Below are 17,934 nucleotides of genomic sequence, written 5' to 3'. Positions count from 1 at the left end.
CGCCGTCGTGCGTCACCGGCCCGGCGCCGGGGGGCTCAGGCGGCTCGGGCCGGGGGCCGCGCGGCCGTAGCTCATGATCGACCGGCTCGTCTGCGCGAGCGCGAGCAGGCGCTGGACCAGCTCGGCGTTCATGTGCATGCCGACGGCGGCGCGGGCCACGAGCTCCTCGAGGTCCTCGGCCTCGACCGCGTTCGCGACGTCGGCGGCCGCGATGTGGTCGACGGCGCGGGCGTACGCGGTGAGCTGGGCGTCGGTGGGCATGACACCAAGAGCCGCCATCGACTCGAGGTGGGCGTCCAGCGCGGCGCGGGCCCCGGTCGGGACGTCCGGCCACCCCACGGCCGCCACGACCTGGTTCCCCGCGGCGGTGCGCCCCGGCCGGGGCGCGTCGAGGCGCTGGATCACGGCCTGGAGCGCCTTCATGACCTCGATGCGGTCCGCGCCCTCGTCGATGAGCCCCACGACGGCGCGCACCTGGGCGACGCTGAGGCCGACCGCCCTGCGCAGGGTGCTGATCGTGCCCAGCCGCGTGAGGTGGGCAGGGCCGTAGTCCGCGCGGGTGGCGGTGACGGGCTCCCCGGGGCGCAGGAGCCCCTCCCGCAGGTAGAACTTGATGGTGGCGACAGGCGTCCCCGACCGGTCGCTGAGTTCGCTGAGCTTCACGGTCCCTCCGGCGGCTCCCTCGGTTGCCGATGCGTCGATGGAGGAGCCGCACCTCATTGGATAGTGACGGCGCATGCTGCTATCCACATGGCGCCTCCGTGGATAGCAACACTATCTTGGATCTTGCGTCCGCGCGGACGCCGAGGGAGCGTTGATGGGCTGATTTGGGGGGCGCTCCCTCGGCCAGGTGCTTCGCCGGCGCGCGTCAAGAAGCGGCGCGCGTCACATTCGCGTCAGAACAGTCCGACGACCTGGCCGTCGTCGTCGAGGTCCATGCGCATCGCGGCTGGCACCTTCGGCAGGCCGGGCATCGTCATGAGGGTCCCGGTCACCGCGACGATGAACCCCGCGCCCGTGCGCGGCCACAGCTCCCGCACGTGCACCGTGAACCCCTCGGGGGCGCCGAGCAGCGCCGGATTGTCCGAGAACGAGTACTGCGTCTTCGCCATGCACACCGGCAGCCGGTCCCAGCCGTTCTCGTGGATCTGTGCCAGGGTCCGCCGCGCCTGCTCTGAGAACTCGACGCCCGCACCGCGGTAGACCTCCCGCACCACCGTCGCGATCTTCTCCTCCACGCTCATCTCGAGCGGGTACAGGGGCCGGTACGTCCCCGGCTCCTCGAGCGCCGCGAGCACCTCCCGCGCGAGGTCGTCGCCGCCGTCGCCCCCGCCGCCGCGGCCCCACACGTCCGCCACTGCGACGCGGGCGCCCGCCGACCCGCACAGGCGCACGACGGCGTCGAGCTCCTCGGGCGTGTCGGTGCCGAACCGGTTGACCGCTACCACCGGCTCGAGCCCGAACTTGCGGATGTTCTCCAGGTGCCGGGCGAGGTTCGCGAAGCCGCGCTCGACCGCGGCCGCGTCCGGCGCGGCGAGCCCGTCCTTGGGCACGCCGCCGTGCATCTTGAGCGCCCGCACGGTCGCCACGAGCACGACGGCGGACGGCGCCACGTCCGCGTACCGGGCCTTGATGTCCATGAACTTCTCGGCGCCCAGGTCCGCGCCGAAACCCGCCTCGGTGACCACGATGTCGGCGAGGCGCCGCGCCGTCGTCGTGGCCAGCGCCGAGTTGCACCCGTGCGCGATGTTCGCGAATGGGCCGCCGTGCACGAGCGCCGGCGTGCCGGCGATGGTCTGGACCAGGTTCGGCTTGATCGCGTCCTTCAGCAGCATCGCCATGACGCCCGCGGCGCCGAGGTCCGCGACGGTGAGCGGCCTGCGGTCGTAGGTGTAGCCGAACGTGATGCGGCCCAGGCGCTCCTTGAGGTCCTCGACTGAGGACGCGAGGCAGAACACGGCCATGACCTCGGAGGCGACCGTGATGTCGAAGCCCGCCTCGCGGGGCACCCCCTGGGTGGGGCCGCCGAGGCCGATGACGATGTCGCGGAGGGAGCGGTCGTTCATGTCCATGACCCGCTTGAAGGTCACGCGCCGCGGGTCGATCTGCAGGGCGTTGCCCTGGAAGACGTGGTTGTCGATCAGGGCGCAGAGGGCATTGTTCGCTGCCGTGATGGCGTGGAAGTCTCCCGTGAAGTGGAGGTTGATGTCCTCCATCGGCAGCACCTGGGACCGGCCGCCCCCGGTCGCACCGCCCTTCATGCCGAGGATCGGGCCGAGGCTCGGCTCACGGATCGCGATCATGGTCCTCTTCCCGGCGCGGGACAGGGCGTCGGCGAGCCCGACGGTGAGCGTGGACTTGCCCTCTCCGGCCGGAGTCGGGGAGATCGCCGAGACGAGCACGACGTGGCCGCGGTGGTCCGCGTCGGGCAGGCGCGCGACGTCGATCTTCGCCTTGTACCGCCCGTACAGCTCCAGCGCGTCGGCGGGGATCCCGGCCCGCTCGGCGATCTCCTCGATGGGGCGGAGGGTTGCCGCGCGTGCGATCTCGAGGTCTGTGGGGGCTGCGGTGGACGCGGAGCTCCCGGAATCCCGGGCGCCCGGCGACGATGCCAAGGCGGTCATGGCGTCACCCTACCCCGCGCCCCGCCCGTTCAGCGCGAACCTTCTGGGGGTCACGTGCTGGGGGTCACGTGCTGGGGGTCACGTTCTGGGGGTCACGTGCTGGGCTGGGGTGACCTCGGCGCCAGAGGGGGTGATCTCGGCGCCAGAGGGGGTGATCTCGGCGTCAGAGGGGGTGACCTCGGCGGGTCAGGGGTGGTCAGGGGACGACGGCGTGCTCCGCCGCCAGCGCTCGCTCGCGCAGCGCCGCGCGGTAGGCCTGCCGGGTGGCCTCGGCCGTCTGCTCCCAGCCGAACCGCTCGGCATAGATCGACGCCGCGCGCCCCAGGTCGGTGCGCGTCTCCGGGTCGTCGTGGAGCTGCTCGAGCACGGCGGCCCACGCCTCGGGGTCGTGCCCGTCGACGAGGAATCCCGTGCGCCCGTCGCACACCGCGCGCGTGAGCCCGCCGACCCGGGCCGCCACCACGGGGGTCCCGCACGCCTGCGCCTCGAGCGCCACGAGCCCGAACGACTCCGAGAAGCTCGGCATCGCCACGACGTCCGCCGAGCGGAACCAGTCCGCGAGCTCCGCCGCGGGCACGGGCGGAAGGCGGCGGACCACGCCGTCGAGCCCCTCCTCGCCCGCGAGCACGTCGAGGTCCAGTCCGGCCGAGCCGCTCGGCGCCCCGACGATCGACACGCGGAGCGGGATGTCCGGGCGTCGCCTCCGCAGCACCCCCGCCGCGGCCACGAGCACCTGCGGCCCCTTCAGCCGCTGGATCCGCCCCGCGAACAGCACGTGGAAGGCCCCCGGCGCGATCCGCCGCCCGGCGCGGGAGCTCGTGCGGAACGCCGGCCGGAACACGGAGAGGTCCACGCCGGGGGAGACCACGTCGATCCGGTCCTCGTCCACCCCGTAGTGCCGCTCGAGCTCGTCCCGCTCGGCCGGCGTGTTCGCCGTCAGCCGGGCCGCGGCGTCGGCGATCCTCTGCTCGCCGCGCTCGCGGTTGCTCGGCTCGGGCGTGTCGCCCGCGGCGAGGTGCAGGTTCTTCACCCGCGCCATGGTGTGCATGGTGTGGACCAGCGGGATGCCCAGCTCGTCCGAGACCCGCAGCCCCGCGATCCCCGACACCCAGTAGTGCGAATGCACGACGCCGGTCCGCTCGCCTCCCGCGGCGAGGCCAGCGCGCATGCGGCGCAGCACCCCGGCCGCGAACTCCTCGGCCAGCGGGGGCATCTGCTCCTTCGCGAGCCGGCGGCGGGGCCCGGCCTCGATGTGGTGGACCAGCGCGCCCTCCTCCAGCGCCACGACGTCCGGCTGGGCCGGATCGGTGGCGCGCGTGTAGATGTCCACCGCCAGGCCCGTCGCCGCGAGGGCGCGGGCCAGGTGCGAGACGTACACGTTCATCCCGCCGGCGTCCCCGGCGCCAGGCTGCTCGAGCGGAGATGTGTGGAGGGAGATCATCGCCACGCGGTGGAGGTGCTGCACGCTCCCAAGGCTACGTTGCCGCGGAAGCCGGCCCGGCGGCGTCGTGCGACGACTACTGGTCCTCATCGGCCGCGACTACTCGGCCCTCGCCGACTACATCTCCTCCGAGGAGTACCACCAGCACAACCCCGAGGCCGCCGACGGCCTCGACGGGTTCGGTGCCGCGGTCGCGAAGTGGGCCTCGGAGGGCAAGGAACTCCTCTACCGCACGGTCCACCACCTCGTGGGCCAGGGCAACTTCGTGCTGACGGTCTCCGAGGGGGAGTTCGGTGTGCCCGTCGCCTACTGGGACCTGTGGCGGCTCAAGGACGGGAGGATCGTCGAGCACTGGGACGCGATCCAGCCCATCCCGGAGGCCACGCCCCACGGAAACGGCGTGTTCTGAGCCCCGAGTAGACTGCTGGCGTGACTTCCGAGCCCACCCCAGCCCCCTCCAGCCTGCCCACCGCCCGCCTGCCCGAGCGCGCCGCCGTCGTCGACCTCGACGCGATCCGCCACAACGTCGGCGTCCTGCGGCAGGTGGCGGACCCCGCCCGGGTCATGGCGGTCGTGAAGGCGGACGCCTATGGGCACGGCGCCGTCCAGGTGGCCCGCGCCGCGCTCGCGGCCGGGGCGGCGTGGCTCGGCGTCGCCCACATCTCCGAGGCCCTCGCCCTGCGCGCTGCCGGCATCGAGGCGCCCATCCTCGCCTGGCTGCACACGCCCGACTCGAACTTCTCCGCCGCCGTCGCCGCCGGGATCGACCTCGGGTGCTCCGGCTGGGAGCTCGACCGGATCGTCGCTGCGGCCCGCGAGCAGCAGCGGCCCGCGCGGGTGCACCTCAAGATCGACACGGGGCTCGGCCGGAATGGCGCGACCGCCGAGCGCTGGGACTCCCTCGTCGGCGAGGCCGTCGAGTACCAGGACGAGGGGCTCCTACGCGTCGTCGGCGTGTTCAGCCACCTGGCCGTGGCCGACGAGCCCCATCGCCCCGAGACGGACACCCAGCTCGACGCGTTCCGCGAGGCCGTCGCCGTGGCCGAGGACGCCGGCTGCGACCTCGAGGTCCGCCACATCGCTAACTCCCCGGCCGTGTTCTCCCGCCCGGACGCCCACTTCGACCTGGTCCGGGTCGGGATCTCCGTGTACGGGCTCTCGCCGTTCCCGGACCAGAGCTCCGCGGACCTCGGCCTCCGCCCGGCCATGACCCTCCGCGCAACCCTCTCCCAGGCCAAGCGCGTGCGCGCCGACCAGGGCGTCTCCTACGGCCTGCTCTACCGCACCCGGGACGCCGCGACGCTCGCCCTCGTCCCGCTCGGCTACGCCGACGGCGTGCCCCGCACCTCCTCCGGCGGCCCCGTGCAGATCGCGGGGGAGACGCACCGCGTCGCCGGGCGGGTCGCGATGGACCAGGTCGTCGTGGACCTCGGCCCGGACCCCGAACCCGCCGCGCTCGCCGGCGCCGAGGCCGTGCTGTTCGGCACCGGTGACAACGGCGGCCCCACCGCCGATGACTGGGCCCGCGCCGCCGGCACCATCAACTACGAGATCGTCACACGCATCAGCCCCCGCGTGCCGCGGGTCTACGTCGGGGAGGGCGCGTGAGCGCTGCCGGCGCCCCGGTGTGGGAGCTCGCGTTCGCTCCCGCCTCCGCCGAGGAGACGCAGGCGCTCGGGGCGGCGCTCGCCGGTGCGCTCGCGGCCGGTGACCTCATCGTCCTCACCGGCGAGCTCGGCGCCGGGAAGACCACGTTCACCCAGGGACTCGGCGAGGGGCTCGGCGTGCGGTCCGGCATCATCTCGCCGACGTTCGTGCTTGTGCGGATCCACCCCAACCTGCCCGACGGGCCCCGTCCCGGCGGCCCGGACCTCGTCCACGTCGACGCGTACCGCCTCGAGGGGGAGGGCGAGATCGACGACCTCGACCTCGAGAACTGGGCGGACACCTCCGTCACGGTCGTCGAGTGGGGCCGCGGGCGGGTCGAGCACCTCGTCGACTCGTGGCTGGACATCGAGCTGGTCCGGGCGGGGGCGCCGGCAGCCGGGGCCGACCATGCCGCACCCGTGCTCGACTTCGACACCGAGGACGACGACGAGCCGCGCCTGCTGAGGATCCGCGCCTTCGGCCCGCGGTGGGCCCAGCACCCGCAGGTGGCGTGGCCCGCCGTCGACCGCCCCGCCTCCGCCGAGGTCACCCCTGGTGGCGCCGAGGTCACCTCTGGTGGCGCCGAGGTCACCTCTTCCCAGCGGGAGGCAGGCCGATGATCGTCCTCGCCATCGACACGTCAGCCATCGCATCGGCGGCGCTCATCCGCTGCCACGAGTCCTTCAGCGACGCGGCCGTCCTCGCCTCGTTCGCCACCGAGGACACCAAGTCCCACGCCGAAGTCCTCGCGCCCGGCATCCGCGCCCTCCTCGACGAGCAGTCTGTGAGCGGAGCGGACATCGCCCGGATCGTCGTCGGTGTCGGGCCGGGCCCCTTCACCGGCCTCCGCTCTGGGATCGCCACCGCCAGATCCCTGGCCTTCGCCTGGGACACGCCGCTCGAGGGCCTCATGAGCCTGGACGCCCTCGCGTGGGACGCCGTCGCGGAGGGCGCGCCGTCGGGCGAGTTCCTCGTCGCGACCGATGCGCGCCGCAAGGAGCTCTACTGGGCCCGGTACGCCGCCGAGGGCACGCTCATCGACGGCCCTCACGTGACCTCGCCCGGCGAGCTGCCGGCACTCCCCGTCTACGGGGCCGGGGCTGGGATCTACCCGGAGCGGCTCGCCTCCGCCGGCGCCCGGCGCGTGGCAGCGTTCGACGCCGCGCAGCCGACCGCCGCCTCGCTCGGCCTCGTCGCCGTGGCCCGGCTCGCGGCAGGCTCCCAGCTCCCCGACACGACCCCCTTGTACCTCCGCGAGTCCGACGCGCAGGTCCCCGGCCCCCGGAAGCGCGCCCTGTGAGCGGCGCGCGCGAGCTACCTGCCGGCGTCGTGCTCCGCGACATGACCGAAGCGGACGTGCCCGCCGTCCACGCCCTCGAGACCGCGCTGTTCCCCATCGACGCGTGGCCGAAGCAGATGTTCCGCGATGAGCTCGCGCAGCCCGAGACGCGGCGGTACTACGTCGCGCAGGGGCCCGCGGGAGAAATCGTGGCCTACGCGGGGCTCATGTGCGTCGAGCCCATCGCGGACGTGCAGACGATCGCCGTGGTGCCCGAGTTCGAGGGGCGGGGGATCGGCTCTGCACTCCTGACCGAGCTCATCGCCGAGGCACGACGGCGGGGCGCCGCCGACGTCCTGCTCGAGGTCCGGGCGGACAACCCTCGGGCCCAGGCGCTGTACCGGCGCTTTGGCTTCCGGCAGATCCACGTGCGCCGGCGGTACTACCGCGACGGCGTCGACGCACTCATCATGCAGCTGGCACTCGCGACGGGCGGGGCGGAAGGGGAACGCGAATGAACCGCGAGGAGCCGCTGGTCCTCGGCATCGAGTCCTCGTGCGACGAGACCGGCGTGGGGATTGTGCGGGGGACGCGCCTGTTGGCCAACACCGTCTCCTCCTCGATGGACGAGCACGTTCGGTTCGGCGGCGTGATCCCTGAGATCGCTTCCCGCGCGCACCTCGACGCGCTCGTCCCGACGCTGCACGAGGCGCTGGCGACCGCCGGTGTCACGCTCGACGAGATCGATGCCTTGGCCGTCACGTCAGGGCCAGGGCTCGCCGGGGCGCTCATGGTGGGCGTGTGCGGGGCGAAGGCCCTGGCTGTGGCGACGGGCAAGCCCCTCTTCGCCGTCAACCACCTCGTGGCACACGTGGGGGTGGGGCTGCTTGACGGAGGCGTATACGGGGGAGAGCTGCCGCCGGATCTGGGCGCGCTCCTGGTCTCCGGCGGCCACACCGAGGTGCTGCGCGTGCGAAACATCGCAGGGGACGTGGAGCTGCTCGGCTCGACGATCGACGACGCCGCCGGCGAGGCCTACGACAAGGTGGCCCGACTGCTCGGGCTCGGCTACCCCGGCGGCCCGGCGATCGACAGGATCGCCCGAGAGGGCAACCCCAAGGCCATCCGGTTCCCTCGCGGGCTCACGCAGCCCAAGTACATGGGGACGGCCGAGGACCCGGCCGCGCACCGCTACGACTGGTCCTTCTCCGGCCTGAAGACCGCGGTGGCGCGGTGCGTTGAGCAGTTCGAGGCGGCGGGGGAGCCGGTGCCGGTCGCGGACATCGCGGCGTCCTTCCAGGAGGCGGTCGTGGACGTCATCACCTCCAAGGCCGTCCTCGCGTGCCGTGAGCAGGGCATCGAGAACCTGCTGCTCGGCGGCGGCGTGGCGGCCAACACGCGGCTGCGGGAGCTCACTGCCGAGCGGTGCGCGGCAGCGGGGATCTCCCTGGCGGTCCCCGAATTCTCCCTGTGCACCGACAACGGCGCGATGGTGGCCGCCCTCGCCGCGCGGGTCATCATGGACGGCGGCCAGCCGAGCGACCTCGACTTCGCGCCCGAGTCCTCCCTGCCGGTGACCTCCGTGACCGTGTAGCGGCTTCCGCGGGGTGCTGGTTTCACAGTGCACAACTCGTGGGCGCCCGCGCGCCTTGGACGCCTTCTGGCCGTCCGGGTTGTGCAGTTTCTGACCTTGACCCCTCCCGAGTTGTCCACAATTGGCCACCGGGGCCTGCTCCCGCCTGGGATCACGGGGAGGATGTGGGCGTGGAGCATGTCGCTGAGTACCTGGCTGCTGTCGGCGGGAGTGCCCGGGCGGGCCAGCTGCTGCAGCACTTCCCTGCACGCAGTGTGGCTGCGGCCGTCGCGACCGGAGACGTCCTCCGGGTAGGGCAAGGGCTCTATGCGCTCGCTTCCGTTGCAGGGGCAGAGCAGTTGGCCCTTAAGGCCAGGGCCGTTCTCTTCGGCAGGTCGGCCGCGCTCGCCCACGGACTCGGAGTCCTGCATCCACCTGAGCTTGTCGAGGTGGCGGTTCCTCGCGGACGCCGGGCCCGGGCGGTCCCAGGCACAAGGGTCGTCACTCGGCTACTGCTCCCGTGTGATCTGGTCGCAAGGGGTGCTGTACAGGCCACATCCGTTGTCCGTACCGTGCTCGACTGCGCTGCAGGCCTCCCCTTCGCCGAAGGACTCGCCATCGCCGATTCAGCCCTTCGTCTGGGCAGAGCCACACCAAGCCAGCTGCGGGATGCAGCACGCGAATGGGTGGGCAGGAACCGGAGGGCTCAGCAGATGGTCCTCGCTGCGATGGACGGACGGGCGGCGAACGCCTTCGAGTCAGGGCTCCGGGCCGCGTGCCTCGAAGCAGGCGTGGTGATGGAACCTCAGGTGACGATCGGAACGGAAGGCGGCGAGTACCGGGTGGACCTCGCCAAACTGAAGCTGCTCGTCGCCGAAGCAGACAGCTTCGAGTGGCACGGCGGACGTGAAAGCCTGCACCGGGACTGCACCCGCTACAACGAACTCGTCCGTGAAGGCTGCACCGTCCTGCGTTTCAGCTGGGAGCACGTGATGTTCGAGCGGGCATGGATCGGCGAGGTCGTATCAGCGGTCGACAGGCGTCTGAAACTGCACAAGTCGGAGTACAAGACAGGCGAGATCGTGCCTTCTGCGGCCTGACTTGTGCGGTTTCGGACATCACGCCCGTCGCCGCCACCTCAGCACACCCTCCACCGCCGCATAGACGCCAGCGGCGCCGGCGACCCAGAGGGCAGGCTGCGGGTGGGAGGTCAGGGCGAGCACGAGGGCTGCCAGCGCGAGCACCAGCACGATCCGCAGGGGCGAGCGGCGGCGGCCACTCCGGCCGCCCCGGCTGGCGGGGTTCACGCCCCGTAGCCCTCGCGCATGAGCCGCGCCTCCTCGAGCACCACCGCCCGCAGGTCGCCCCCGTGGTCCGCGGCGACCCGGCGCTGGCGCTGGTACCCGGCACCGCGCCGGATGATCCCCTCGATGTCGCGCAGCTCGGCTTCGCACCCGAGATCCCGCGCGATGGGGGCCAGCCGCTCCATGGTTTCGGTGAGGTGCTCGGTGACGAGCTTCTCGTTACCGGCGGCATCGAGGATGATGATGGCGTCCATGCCGTAGCGGGCGGCGCGCCACTTGTTCTCCTGCACGTGCCACGGCGGCATGGTGGGGATGGTTCCGCCGGCGTCGAGGGCCCTCGAGGCCTCCTCGACGAGGCACTGGGTCAGCGCCGCGATCGCGCCGACCTCCTCGAGCGTCGAGAGCCCGTCGCAGACCCGCATCTCGATGGTGCCCAGCCGGGGGACGGGACGGATGTCCCAGCGGATCTCGCTGATCGTGTCGATGACCCCGGTGGTGAGCATGTCCTGGACGTAGCCCTCGAACCCGGCCCAGTCGGTGAACTGGAACGGCAGGCCGGCGGTGGGAAGCTGCTGGAACATGAGCGCGCGCTGGGAGGCGTAGCCCGTGTCCTCGCCGCCCCAGAAGGGGCTCGAGGCCGAGAGGGCCTGGAAGTGGGGGAAGTAGTTCACGAGCGCGTCGAGCACGGGCATAGCCTTGTCCCGCCGGTCCAAGCCCACATGGACGTGCACCCCGTAGATCACCATCTGGCGGCCCCACCACTGCGTGCGGTCGATGAGCTTGGCGTACCGTTCCTTGTCGGTCACCGGCTGGAGGCGCGGGGGGCTGAAGGGGTGGCTTCCGGCGGAGAAGAGCTCGACGCCGATGCGGTCCGTCACCGTCCGTACCGCGGCGATGGATTCGGCGAGGTCCGCGGTGGCGTCGGCGACGGTGTGGTGGACGCCTGTGACGACCTCCACGGTGTTGAGCAGCAGCTCCTGGTGGATGCGGGGGCAGTCGTCGGAGAACAGCTCGGCGTGCTCGTGGCCTAGGCGGTCGAGGACCTGCGGGGCGACCGAGACGAGCTCGCCGCCGTGCTTGTCGACGAGGGCGAGCTCCCATTCCAGCCCGATGGTGGACTGCTCGGACTGCGCGAAGTCGATCTTCAGGTGTCTACCCCCGGGTCATGCCGGCGGGCCGCCGGCGGGCCGTACAAGTCCCCCCAGTCTACGGGTCGGGGTGGCCCCGTCCGGTGTCGCTGCGTCACATCACGCGGGCCAGGATCTCCTCGGTGCGCGCCGTGTCGGAGAGGCAGCCATAGCCGAGGCGGCGCTCGCGCCCCAGCCGGGAGGCGATGAACGCCTCGGCGACGCACGACGGCGCACCCTCCACGAGCAGGACGGCCTCCAGAGCTAGGGCGAGGGTCTCGGCCAGGGCCCGCGCCCACCGCTGGGCCTCCTCGGGCTCCCGTGCCGCGTCCGCCATGAGTGCGAGGGCGCGTTCGAGGTGGGCGTCGAGCTCTGGGTCTGCCCCACGCGGCCGTTCGAGCTCCTCGGCGAGGGCCTCGGCGGTTTCGGGCTCACGCGCGAGCGCCCGCAGGACGTCGAGCGCCACGACGTTCCCCGACCCTTCCCAGATGGCCATGACGGGCTGCTCCCGATACCGCAGCGCGAGCGGGAAATCCTCGGTGTACCCGTTGCCGCCGAGACACTCGAGCGCTTCGGCCGCGTGACCCGGACCGCGCTTGCACACCCAGTACTTGGCGACCGCGGTGGCGATCCGCGCGAAGGCCCTCTCCCGGCCGAGGTCACCCCCTGTGGCGCGGAGGTCACCCCCTGTGACGCCGACGTCACCCCCCGGGCGCGGCCACGCGGCGTCGTCCGCGGCGGCGAGCCGCATGCCGAGCGCCACCGCGCCCTCGTACTCGAGCGCGAGGTCGGCGAGCACGGCCGCCATGGCCGGCTGGTCGGCGAGGATCCGCCCGAACGCGCGCCGGTGCCGGGCGTGCCACACCGCCTCCGCGGCGGCCTGCCGCATGCCCGCGGCGGTTCCGAGGACGCAGTCCAGGCGGGTCTCCTGGACCATCGGGATGATCGCCCGCACGCCGCGGCCCGGCTCGCCGAGTCGCCACCCGAGGGTGTCCTCGAACTCGACCTCCGCGGAGGCGTTCGAGCGGTTCCCCAGCTTGTCCTTGAGCCGCACGAGCCGGAGCGGGTTCCGCGACCCGTCCTCGAGCACGCGCGGGACCAGGAAGCACGAGAGCCCGGCGTCCTCCTGGGCGAGGACCAGGAAGGCATCGCTCATGGGCGCCGAACAGAACCACTTGGCGCCCGTGATGCGGGCGGTGCCGTCGCCGGCGTCGACCGCGCGGGTGGTGTTGGCCCGCACGTCCGAGCCGCCCTGCCGCTCCGTCATCGCCATGCCGATGAGCACTCCGGGCTTCGCCGCGGGCGGGACGAGCCGGGGATCGTAGACGTCGCCCAGGAGCCGGGGGAGCCACTCGCGGGCGACGGCGGGTTCGCCCACCACCGCGGGCACCGCGGCGTGCGTCATGGAGACGGGGCACGCGTGCCCCGGCTCGGCCTGGGCGAAGAGCATGAACGCCGCCGCCCTCGCCGCGTGAGCGCCCGGGCGCGGGTCCGCCCACGACGACGTGTGCGCGCCGTGGGCGACCGCCGCGCCGAGGACGTGGTGGTAGGCCGGGTGGTAGTCGACCTCGTCCGCGCGCTCGCCGTTGCGGTCCAGGGACCGGAGCGTGGGCGGGTGGACGTTGGCGAGCCGCGCATGCTCGGCGAACTCGGCGGAGCCGGTCAGCCGGCCGATCCCCGCGAGCTCGGCGGAGGCCCAGCCAGCGCCGTGGCGGCGGACCGCGTCCACGAGCGCCGCGTTGGAGGAGAACTCGTCGACGTCCGTGCGCGGCGGAGGCTGGTTGGCGCTCGCGGGGATGGGCTCCATGGTCCCATTGCACACCCGGGCCCCTGCGGGGACCAGAGCGCGGAATATGAGAACAGTTCTCAATGTTGACGGGTGCGAGGCCCACGAACCTCACAGACCGACGAAAGGAACCACGATGAAGGTCCGCAACTCCCTCCATGCGCTGAAGAAGATCCCGGGCGCGCAGGTGGTGCGCCGCCGCGGCAGGACGTTCGTGATCAACAAGAAGAACCCCCGCGTCAAGGCGCGCCAGGGCTGACGCACCCGGACCGGCGCGGCACTAGCCTTGTGCCGTGCCGATCCTGAACAAAGACATGACGCTGTGCATCTCGCTCTCGGCCCGGCCGAGCAACAACGGGACGCGTTTCCACAACTACCTCTATGAGGCCCTGGGCCTGAACTGGATCTACAAGGCCTTCGCGCCTATGGACCTCGCCCAGGCGATCGCCGGGGTGCGTGGGCTGGGCATCCGCGGGTGCGCCGTGTCGATGCCGTACAAGGAGGACGTGATCGCGCTCGTGGACAGGATGGACGCCTCGGCGGCGGCCATCGACTCCGTGAACACGATCGTCAACGACTCCGGCGTCCTCACCGCCTACAACACGGACTACACGGCGATCGCCCAGCTGATCGAGCGCAACAAGCTCGACACGGAGTGGAGCGTCATCCTGCGCGGCTCGGGCGGCATGGCCAAGGCCACCGCCGCGGCGTTCCGCGACGCCGGCTTCCGGAAGGTGACCGTCGTGGCCCGCAACGAGGAAGCCGGCCGCAACCTCGCGGACCTCTACGGGTTCGCCTGGAAGCCCTCGGTCGAGGCGGCGCTCCAAGACGCAGCCGGCGGAGACGGCGCGGCGGACGTCCTCGTCAACGTCACGCCCATCGGGATGGCGGGCGGCCCCGACGCGGACTCGCTCGCGTTCCCGCAGGACGCCGTGGACGCCGCGCGCGTGGTGTTCGACGTCGTCGCGCTCCCGCCCGAGACCCCGCTCACTCGCGCAGGCCGCGCCGCGGGGAAGACCGTCATCTCCGGCGCGGAGGTCATGACGATCCAGGCCCTCGAGCAGTTCATCCTCTATACGGGGATCAAGCCGACGCCCGAGCAGGTCGCCGCGGCCGAGGAGTTCATGCGGGCCCAGTGACGTCGGGCCCACTGCCGTTGCGGGGTCCCGTCCCTGCCCGGACGGGACCTCGCAAGCCCCGGGACGGGACCCCGCAAGCCCCGGGCCGGGACCCCGCAACGGCTGATGGGGCGGAGCTCAGGCGGGTTCGACGACCGCCGCCACCCGCTGCTCGCCGATGCGCGTCAGGACCAGGGTCGCCTTCTTCGAGGCGCCCTTCTTCTGCCCGACCAGCAGCATCTTCCGCAGCTCCTCGGGCGTGACGGAGGTGCCGCGCTTCTTGATGTCCAGGACCCCGATGCCCTCCTCGCGCACCCAGGCGCGCAGGGCCTTGACGCTGTACGGCCGCACCTCGAGCACGCGGTAGGCGCGCGCGAACGGGGTCGCGACGAGGTCAGGCGCGCAGATGTACGCGATGTGCTCGTCGACGAGGTGGCCGCCGAGCCGTTCAGCCAGCTCCGCGACGAGGCCCGCGCGGATGACTGCGCCGTCGGGCTCGTAGAGGTAGCCCTCGAGCGGCCCGACGCGCGGCTCGGTGCCCTTGTCGAAGTCAGTCTCGGCGACGAGCTCGGACGCGCCCACCGCGGAGAGCACGAGGGCGGCGCGCCGCACGGTCGGGCGCCGGAGGGCGTTGAAGTACAGCGCCACCTCGGCCACGTCGCCGTCGACCGACACCCACTGCGCCTCGCAGCCGTCCGGGATGGACTCGTGCGGCACCCCCGGCCCGAGCTTGACGCCTACGGGCAGGCCGCGCGCAGCGAGGGACTCCACGAAGGACAGCGGTGGAGAGAACTCCTCCGGGTCCCAGATCCGCGTGGTGCCCGACGACGACGTCTCGCGCCGCGCCGGGTCCAGCCACACGCCGTCGAACGCCTCGAGCGGCACGGACTGGGCGTCCGCGTGCACCACGCGCGCCTTGGGGAACGGCATGAGGTTCATGGTCGCGCAGGCAGCAGTCGTCTCGTCGAGCTCGACGGCGGTCACCTCCAGGTCGAGCGAGGCCATCGCGAGCGCGTCGGCGCCCAGCCCGCAACCGAGGTCCGCGACATGCGACACGCCGGCGTCGACGAACCGCCGCGCGTGCCGGGCGGCCACCGACAGGCGCGTCGCCTGCTCCAGGCCGGCCCGCGTGAAGAGCATGTGGGCGGAGAACTCACCGAACTTGGCCTGCGCCTTGGCGCGCAGCCGTGCCTGGGACAGGACGGCCGAAACGAGCTCGGGGGAGTGCCCCTCCTTGCGCAGCCGGGAGGACAGTGCGAGCGCGTCGTCCTCCCTGTAGGGACCGAGGGAATTGAGGAGGGCCCAGCCCTCCGGCGTCAGCAGGGGCGCCAGCTGCTCCGGGGTGTGCTTGTCATGGGGCATCCTTCCAGCCTAAATGGGCGCCGCCCGGAGGTGCTCATTGGATAGGGTTGACGTATGGAGTCCACCCCAGCCGCTGACCCGTCGCCCGCGCGCCCGGATCGGGGGCGCAGCATCACGCGGCTCCGTCCCGCGGCCCGCACCCTCCTGATCGCAGGCATCGCAGTCGCCCTCGTCGCCGGGGTGCTGCTCGCCGTCGTCCTCGGCCTCGACGCCTTCAATGCCGCCGTGTACTCCATGGGCGGGGACAAGAACATCAACGACGCCACCGCGGAGGCGCAGGCCCTGCGGGACCAGTACGCGGGCGTGAAGGCCGCGTCCATCGTGGGGGTCATTGTGGGCCTCGTCCTCCTGATCGGCTCGCTCGTCGTCCTCTATCTCTCGCGCCCGGAGAACGGCGACGACGGCGAGGATCTGAGCTTCGACGAGCTCGCGGGGGAGTAGGGCCGGCCGTCGCTGAACGCCACGCTGGCACTCGCCTTGACCGAGTGCCAACCAGCTCACTAGAGTCGGCGGTAGCACTCGGCAGCGTCGAGTGCTAACCATGTCAGGCACGCTCCCGGCACCCGCGACGACGGTTGCTTGCCCGGCTCCCCAACCCGTGACCCGTTCATGAAAAGGAGAGATCCGTGTCGGTCTCCATCAAGCCCCTCGAGGATCGCATCGTCGTCAAGCCGCTCGAGGCCGAGCAGACCACGGCTTCCGGTCTTGTCATCCCGGACACCGCCAAGGAGAAGCCGCAGGAGGGCGAGGTCGTCGCTGTCGGCCCCGGCCGCGTTGACGACAACGGCAACCGCGTCCCCGTCGATGTCGCCGTCGGCGATGTCGTCCTCTACTCGAAGTACGGCGGCACCGAGGTCAAGACCGGCGGCGCCGAGTACCTCGTGCTCTCCGCCCGCGACGTCCTGGCGATCGTCGTCAAGTAACGCTCTGCGCTGCGCCCCGGCCGCTCCACGCGGCCGGGGTGCTGTGTTTGGCTCACTCAGGAACCACAGGAGTACTGCATGGCTAAGCAGCTCGCATTCAACGACGACGCCCGCAAGGCCCTCCAGGCCGGCGTCGACAAGCTCGCCAACACCGTCAAGGTGACGCTCGGCCCGCGCGGCCGCAACGTCGTCCTCGACAAGAAGTGGGGCGCGCCCACCATCACGAACGACGGCGTCACGATCGCCCGCGAGGTCGAGCTCGACGACCCGTACGAGAACCTCGGCGCCCAGCTCGCCAAGGAGGTCGCGACCAAGACCAACGACGTCGCCGGAGACGGCACGACGACGGCGACCGTCCTCGCCCAGGCCCTGGTCAGCGAGGGCCTGCGCAACGTGGCCGCCGGTGCCGCCCCGGGCGAGGTCAAGCGCGGCATCGAGGCAGCGGTCGAGGCCGTGGCAGGACGCCTCGGCGACAACGCCCGCGAGGTCTCCGGGCGCCACGTCGCGAACGTCGCGGCCATCTCGGCCCAGTCGGAGGAGATCGGCGAGCTCCTCGCCGAGGCCTTCGAGAAGGTCGGCCAGGACGGCGTCATCACCATCGAGGAGTCCTCGACCACCCAGACCGAGCTCGTGCTCACCGAGGGCATGCAGTTCGACAAGGGCTACCTCTCGCCGTACTTCGTCACCGACGCGGAGCGCCAGGAGGCCGTCCTCGAGGACGCGCTCATCCTCATCCACCAGGGCAAGATCTCCTCGCTCACGGAGTTCCTGCCGGTCCTCGAGAAGGTCCTCTCCGCTTCCAAGCCGCTGTTCGTGATCGCGGAGGACGTGGAGGGCGAGGCCCTCTCGACGCTGATCGTCAACCGCATCCGCGGCACCCTGAGCGTCGTGGCCGTCAAGGCCCCGGGCTTCGGCGACCGCCGCAAGGCCATGCTCCAGGACATCGCGACCCTCACGGGCGCCCAGGTGGTCTCCCCGGAGGTCGGCCTGAGCCTGGACCAGGTTGGCCTCGAGCAGCTCGGCACGGCCCGCCGCATCACGGTGACCAAGGACAACACGACGATCGTCGACGGCGCCGGCTCGGCGTCCGACGTCGAGGCCCGCGTCGCGCAGCTGCGCGCCGAGCTGGCACGCACCGACTCCGACTGGGACCGCGAGAAGCTCCAGGAGCGCCTCGCGAAGCTCGCGGGCGGCATCGGCGTGATCAAGGTCGGCGCGGCCACCGAGGTCGAGCTCAAGGAGAAGAAGCACCGCATCGAGGACGCTGTGTCCTCGACCCGCGCGGCCCTCGAGGAGGGCATCGTGGCCGGTGGCGGCTCCGCGCTCGTCCACGCCGTGCGGGTCCTCGACGAGGACGAGGCTGTCACGGCGCTCACGGGCGACGCCGCGGCAGGCGTCAACATCGTGCGCCGCGCGCTCGTCCAGCCGCTGCGCTGGATCGCCCAGAACGCCGGGTTCGACGGCTACGTCGTCGCCGCCCGCGTCCAGGAGGCGGAGGTCAACCACGGCTTCAACGCCAAGACGGGCGAGTACGAGGACCTCATCGCGGCCGGCGTCATCGACCCGGTCAAGGTGACCCGCTCGGCGCTGCGCAACGCGGCGTCCATCGCGGCCCTGGTCCTGACCACGGAGACCCTCGTGGCCGAGAAGCCTGCCGAGGATGACGACGAGCACGCCGGCCACAGCCACTGACGCTCGTTCCCGCCGCACGCACGACGGCGCGCGGTGACCACGGCGGGGGGCCTCCTTC

General features: G+C 72.2%; 19 protein-coding genes. 12 read left to right on the top strand and 7 right to left on the bottom strand.

Going from position 1 to position 17,934, the window contains the following annotated elements; translation table 11 throughout:
- Positions 1-12: 12 nt before the first annotated feature.
- The 3 genes from ABD298_RS05925 to mshA form a co-directional block, all read right to left on the bottom strand.
- On the bottom strand, positions 13-663 hold the full coding sequence (locus ABD298_RS05925) for a MerR family transcriptional regulator (protein WP_344298718.1): 651 nt from the start codon (positions 661-663) through the stop codon (positions 13-15).
- A gap of 233 nt (positions 664-896) precedes the next feature.
- Entirely contained in the window at positions 897-2,624 is a 1,728-nt protein-coding gene (locus ABD298_RS05920) for a formate--tetrahydrofolate ligase (protein WP_344298717.1), read from the bottom strand.
- A gap of 196 nt (positions 2,625-2,820) precedes the next feature.
- A complete protein-coding gene (gene mshA, locus ABD298_RS05915) occupies positions 2,821-4,089 on the bottom strand; it encodes a D-inositol-3-phosphate glycosyltransferase (protein ID WP_344298716.1) in 1,269 nt (422 codons plus the stop codon).
- A 43-nt stretch (positions 4,090-4,132) separates the two neighbouring features.
- Here mshA and ABD298_RS05910 point away from each other — a divergent pair, with 43 nt between their 5' ends.
- The 7 genes from ABD298_RS05910 (at position 4,133) to ABD298_RS05880 (ending at position 9,664) form a co-directional block, all read left to right on the top strand.
- Positions 4,133-4,474: a nuclear transport factor 2 family protein gene (locus tag ABD298_RS05910; RefSeq protein ID WP_344298714.1), complete on the top strand. Its 342-nt coding sequence runs from the start codon at positions 4,133-4,135 to the stop codon at positions 4,472-4,474.
- Positions 4,475-4,494: 20 nt separating this feature from the next.
- Positions 4,495-5,673 (top strand): alanine racemase, encoded by a 1,179-nt coding sequence (gene alr / locus ABD298_RS05905; RefSeq protein ID WP_344298713.1) that lies wholly within the window; start codon positions 4,495-4,497, stop codon positions 5,671-5,673.
- The gene (gene tsaE, locus ABD298_RS05900) at positions 5,670-6,332 is read left to right on the top strand and encodes a tRNA (adenosine(37)-N6)-threonylcarbamoyltransferase complex ATPase subunit type 1 TsaE (RefSeq protein ID WP_344298712.1); all 663 of its coding nucleotides are present in this window, start codon (positions 5,670-5,672) and stop codon (positions 6,330-6,332) included. The genes alr and tsaE overlap by 4 nt, the downstream gene beginning before the upstream one ends.
- Positions 6,329-7,012: a tRNA (adenosine(37)-N6)-threonylcarbamoyltransferase complex dimerization subunit type 1 TsaB gene (gene tsaB / locus ABD298_RS05895; protein WP_344298711.1), complete on the top strand. Its 684-nt coding sequence runs from the start codon at positions 6,329-6,331 to the stop codon at positions 7,010-7,012. Before tsaE ends, tsaB begins: the two co-directional genes overlap by 4 nt.
- Before the next feature lie 41 nt (positions 7,013-7,053).
- Positions 7,054-7,509 carry a ribosomal protein S18-alanine N-acetyltransferase gene (gene rimI, locus ABD298_RS05890; RefSeq protein ID WP_344299059.1) on the top strand — a complete coding sequence of 152 codons (456 nt, stop codon included), beginning with the start codon at positions 7,054-7,056 and terminating at the stop codon, positions 7,507-7,509.
- Positions 7,506-8,585, top strand: coding sequence for a tRNA (adenosine(37)-N6)-threonylcarbamoyltransferase complex transferase subunit TsaD (gene tsaD, locus ABD298_RS05885; protein WP_344298710.1), 1,080 nt, complete (start codon positions 7,506-7,508; stop codon positions 8,583-8,585). Before rimI ends, tsaD begins: the two co-directional genes overlap by 4 nt.
- Before the next feature lie 692 nt (positions 8,586-9,277).
- A complete protein-coding gene (locus ABD298_RS05880) occupies positions 9,278-9,664 on the top strand; it encodes an endonuclease domain-containing protein (protein WP_344298709.1) in 387 nt (128 codons plus the stop codon).
- Between the two features lie 18 nt (positions 9,665-9,682).
- Here ABD298_RS05880 and ABD298_RS05875 read toward each other — a convergent pair whose 3' ends face one another.
- The 3 genes from ABD298_RS05875 to ABD298_RS05865 form a co-directional block, all read right to left on the bottom strand.
- The gene (locus ABD298_RS05875) at positions 9,683-9,871 is read right to left on the bottom strand and encodes a hypothetical protein (protein WP_344298708.1); all 189 of its coding nucleotides are present in this window, start codon (positions 9,869-9,871) and stop codon (positions 9,683-9,685) included.
- On the bottom strand, positions 9,868-11,016 hold the full coding sequence (locus ABD298_RS05870; protein ID WP_344299058.1) for a glutamate--cysteine ligase: 1,149 nt from the start codon (positions 11,014-11,016) through the stop codon (positions 9,868-9,870). Before ABD298_RS05870 ends, ABD298_RS05875 begins: the two co-directional genes overlap by 4 nt.
- Positions 11,017-11,110: 94 nt before the next feature.
- Positions 11,111-12,802 carry an acyl-CoA dehydrogenase family protein gene (locus tag ABD298_RS05865; protein ID WP_344298707.1) on the bottom strand — a complete coding sequence of 564 codons (1,692 nt, stop codon included), beginning with the start codon at positions 12,800-12,802 and terminating at the stop codon, positions 11,111-11,113.
- 115 nt (positions 12,803-12,917) lie between these two features.
- Here ABD298_RS05865 and ykgO point away from each other — a divergent pair, with 115 nt between their 5' ends.
- Together ykgO and ABD298_RS05855 are read left to right on the top strand one after the other, a co-directional pair.
- Complete coding sequence (gene ykgO, locus ABD298_RS05860; RefSeq protein ID WP_208709681.1) at positions 12,918-13,040, top strand: type B 50S ribosomal protein L36; 123 nt, start codon at positions 12,918-12,920, stop codon at positions 13,038-13,040.
- 34 nt (positions 13,041-13,074) lie between these two features.
- On the top strand, positions 13,075-13,920 hold the full coding sequence (locus ABD298_RS05855) for a shikimate 5-dehydrogenase (protein WP_344298706.1): 846 nt from the start codon (positions 13,075-13,077) through the stop codon (positions 13,918-13,920).
- 117 nt (positions 13,921-14,037) lie between these two features.
- On the opposite strand, the gene ABD298_RS05850 is transcribed toward ABD298_RS05855, so the two are convergent.
- Positions 14,038-15,261, bottom strand: a complete 1,224-nt coding sequence (locus tag ABD298_RS05850; protein ID WP_344298705.1) for a class I SAM-dependent methyltransferase — start codon at positions 15,259-15,261, stop codon at positions 14,038-14,040.
- Positions 15,262-15,315: 54 nt separating this feature from the next.
- On the opposite strand from ABD298_RS05850, the gene ABD298_RS05845 reads away from it, so the two are divergent.
- From ABD298_RS05845 to groL, 3 genes are all read left to right on the top strand, one after another.
- A complete protein-coding gene (locus ABD298_RS05845) occupies positions 15,316-15,702 on the top strand; it encodes a hypothetical protein (RefSeq protein WP_344298704.1) in 387 nt (128 codons plus the stop codon).
- Between the two features lie 185 nt (positions 15,703-15,887).
- Positions 15,888-16,184: a co-chaperone GroES gene (gene groES, locus ABD298_RS05840; RefSeq protein ID WP_208709675.1), complete on the top strand. Its 297-nt coding sequence runs from the start codon at positions 15,888-15,890 to the stop codon at positions 16,182-16,184.
- A 78-nt stretch (positions 16,185-16,262) separates the two neighbouring features.
- Positions 16,263-17,876 (top strand): chaperonin GroEL, encoded by a 1,614-nt coding sequence (gene groL / locus ABD298_RS05835; protein ID WP_344298703.1) that lies wholly within the window; start codon positions 16,263-16,265, stop codon positions 17,874-17,876.
- The last annotated feature ends 58 nt before the right edge of the window (positions 17,877-17,934 follow it).

The organism is Sinomonas flava, from assembly GCF_039531875.1.
GTDB classification, from domain to species: domain Bacteria; phylum Actinomycetota; class Actinomycetes; order Actinomycetales; family Micrococcaceae; genus Sinomonas; species Sinomonas flava.
Note: the sequence above shows the minus strand (reverse complement) of the source record. Positions and strands in the feature narration are given on the sequence as shown.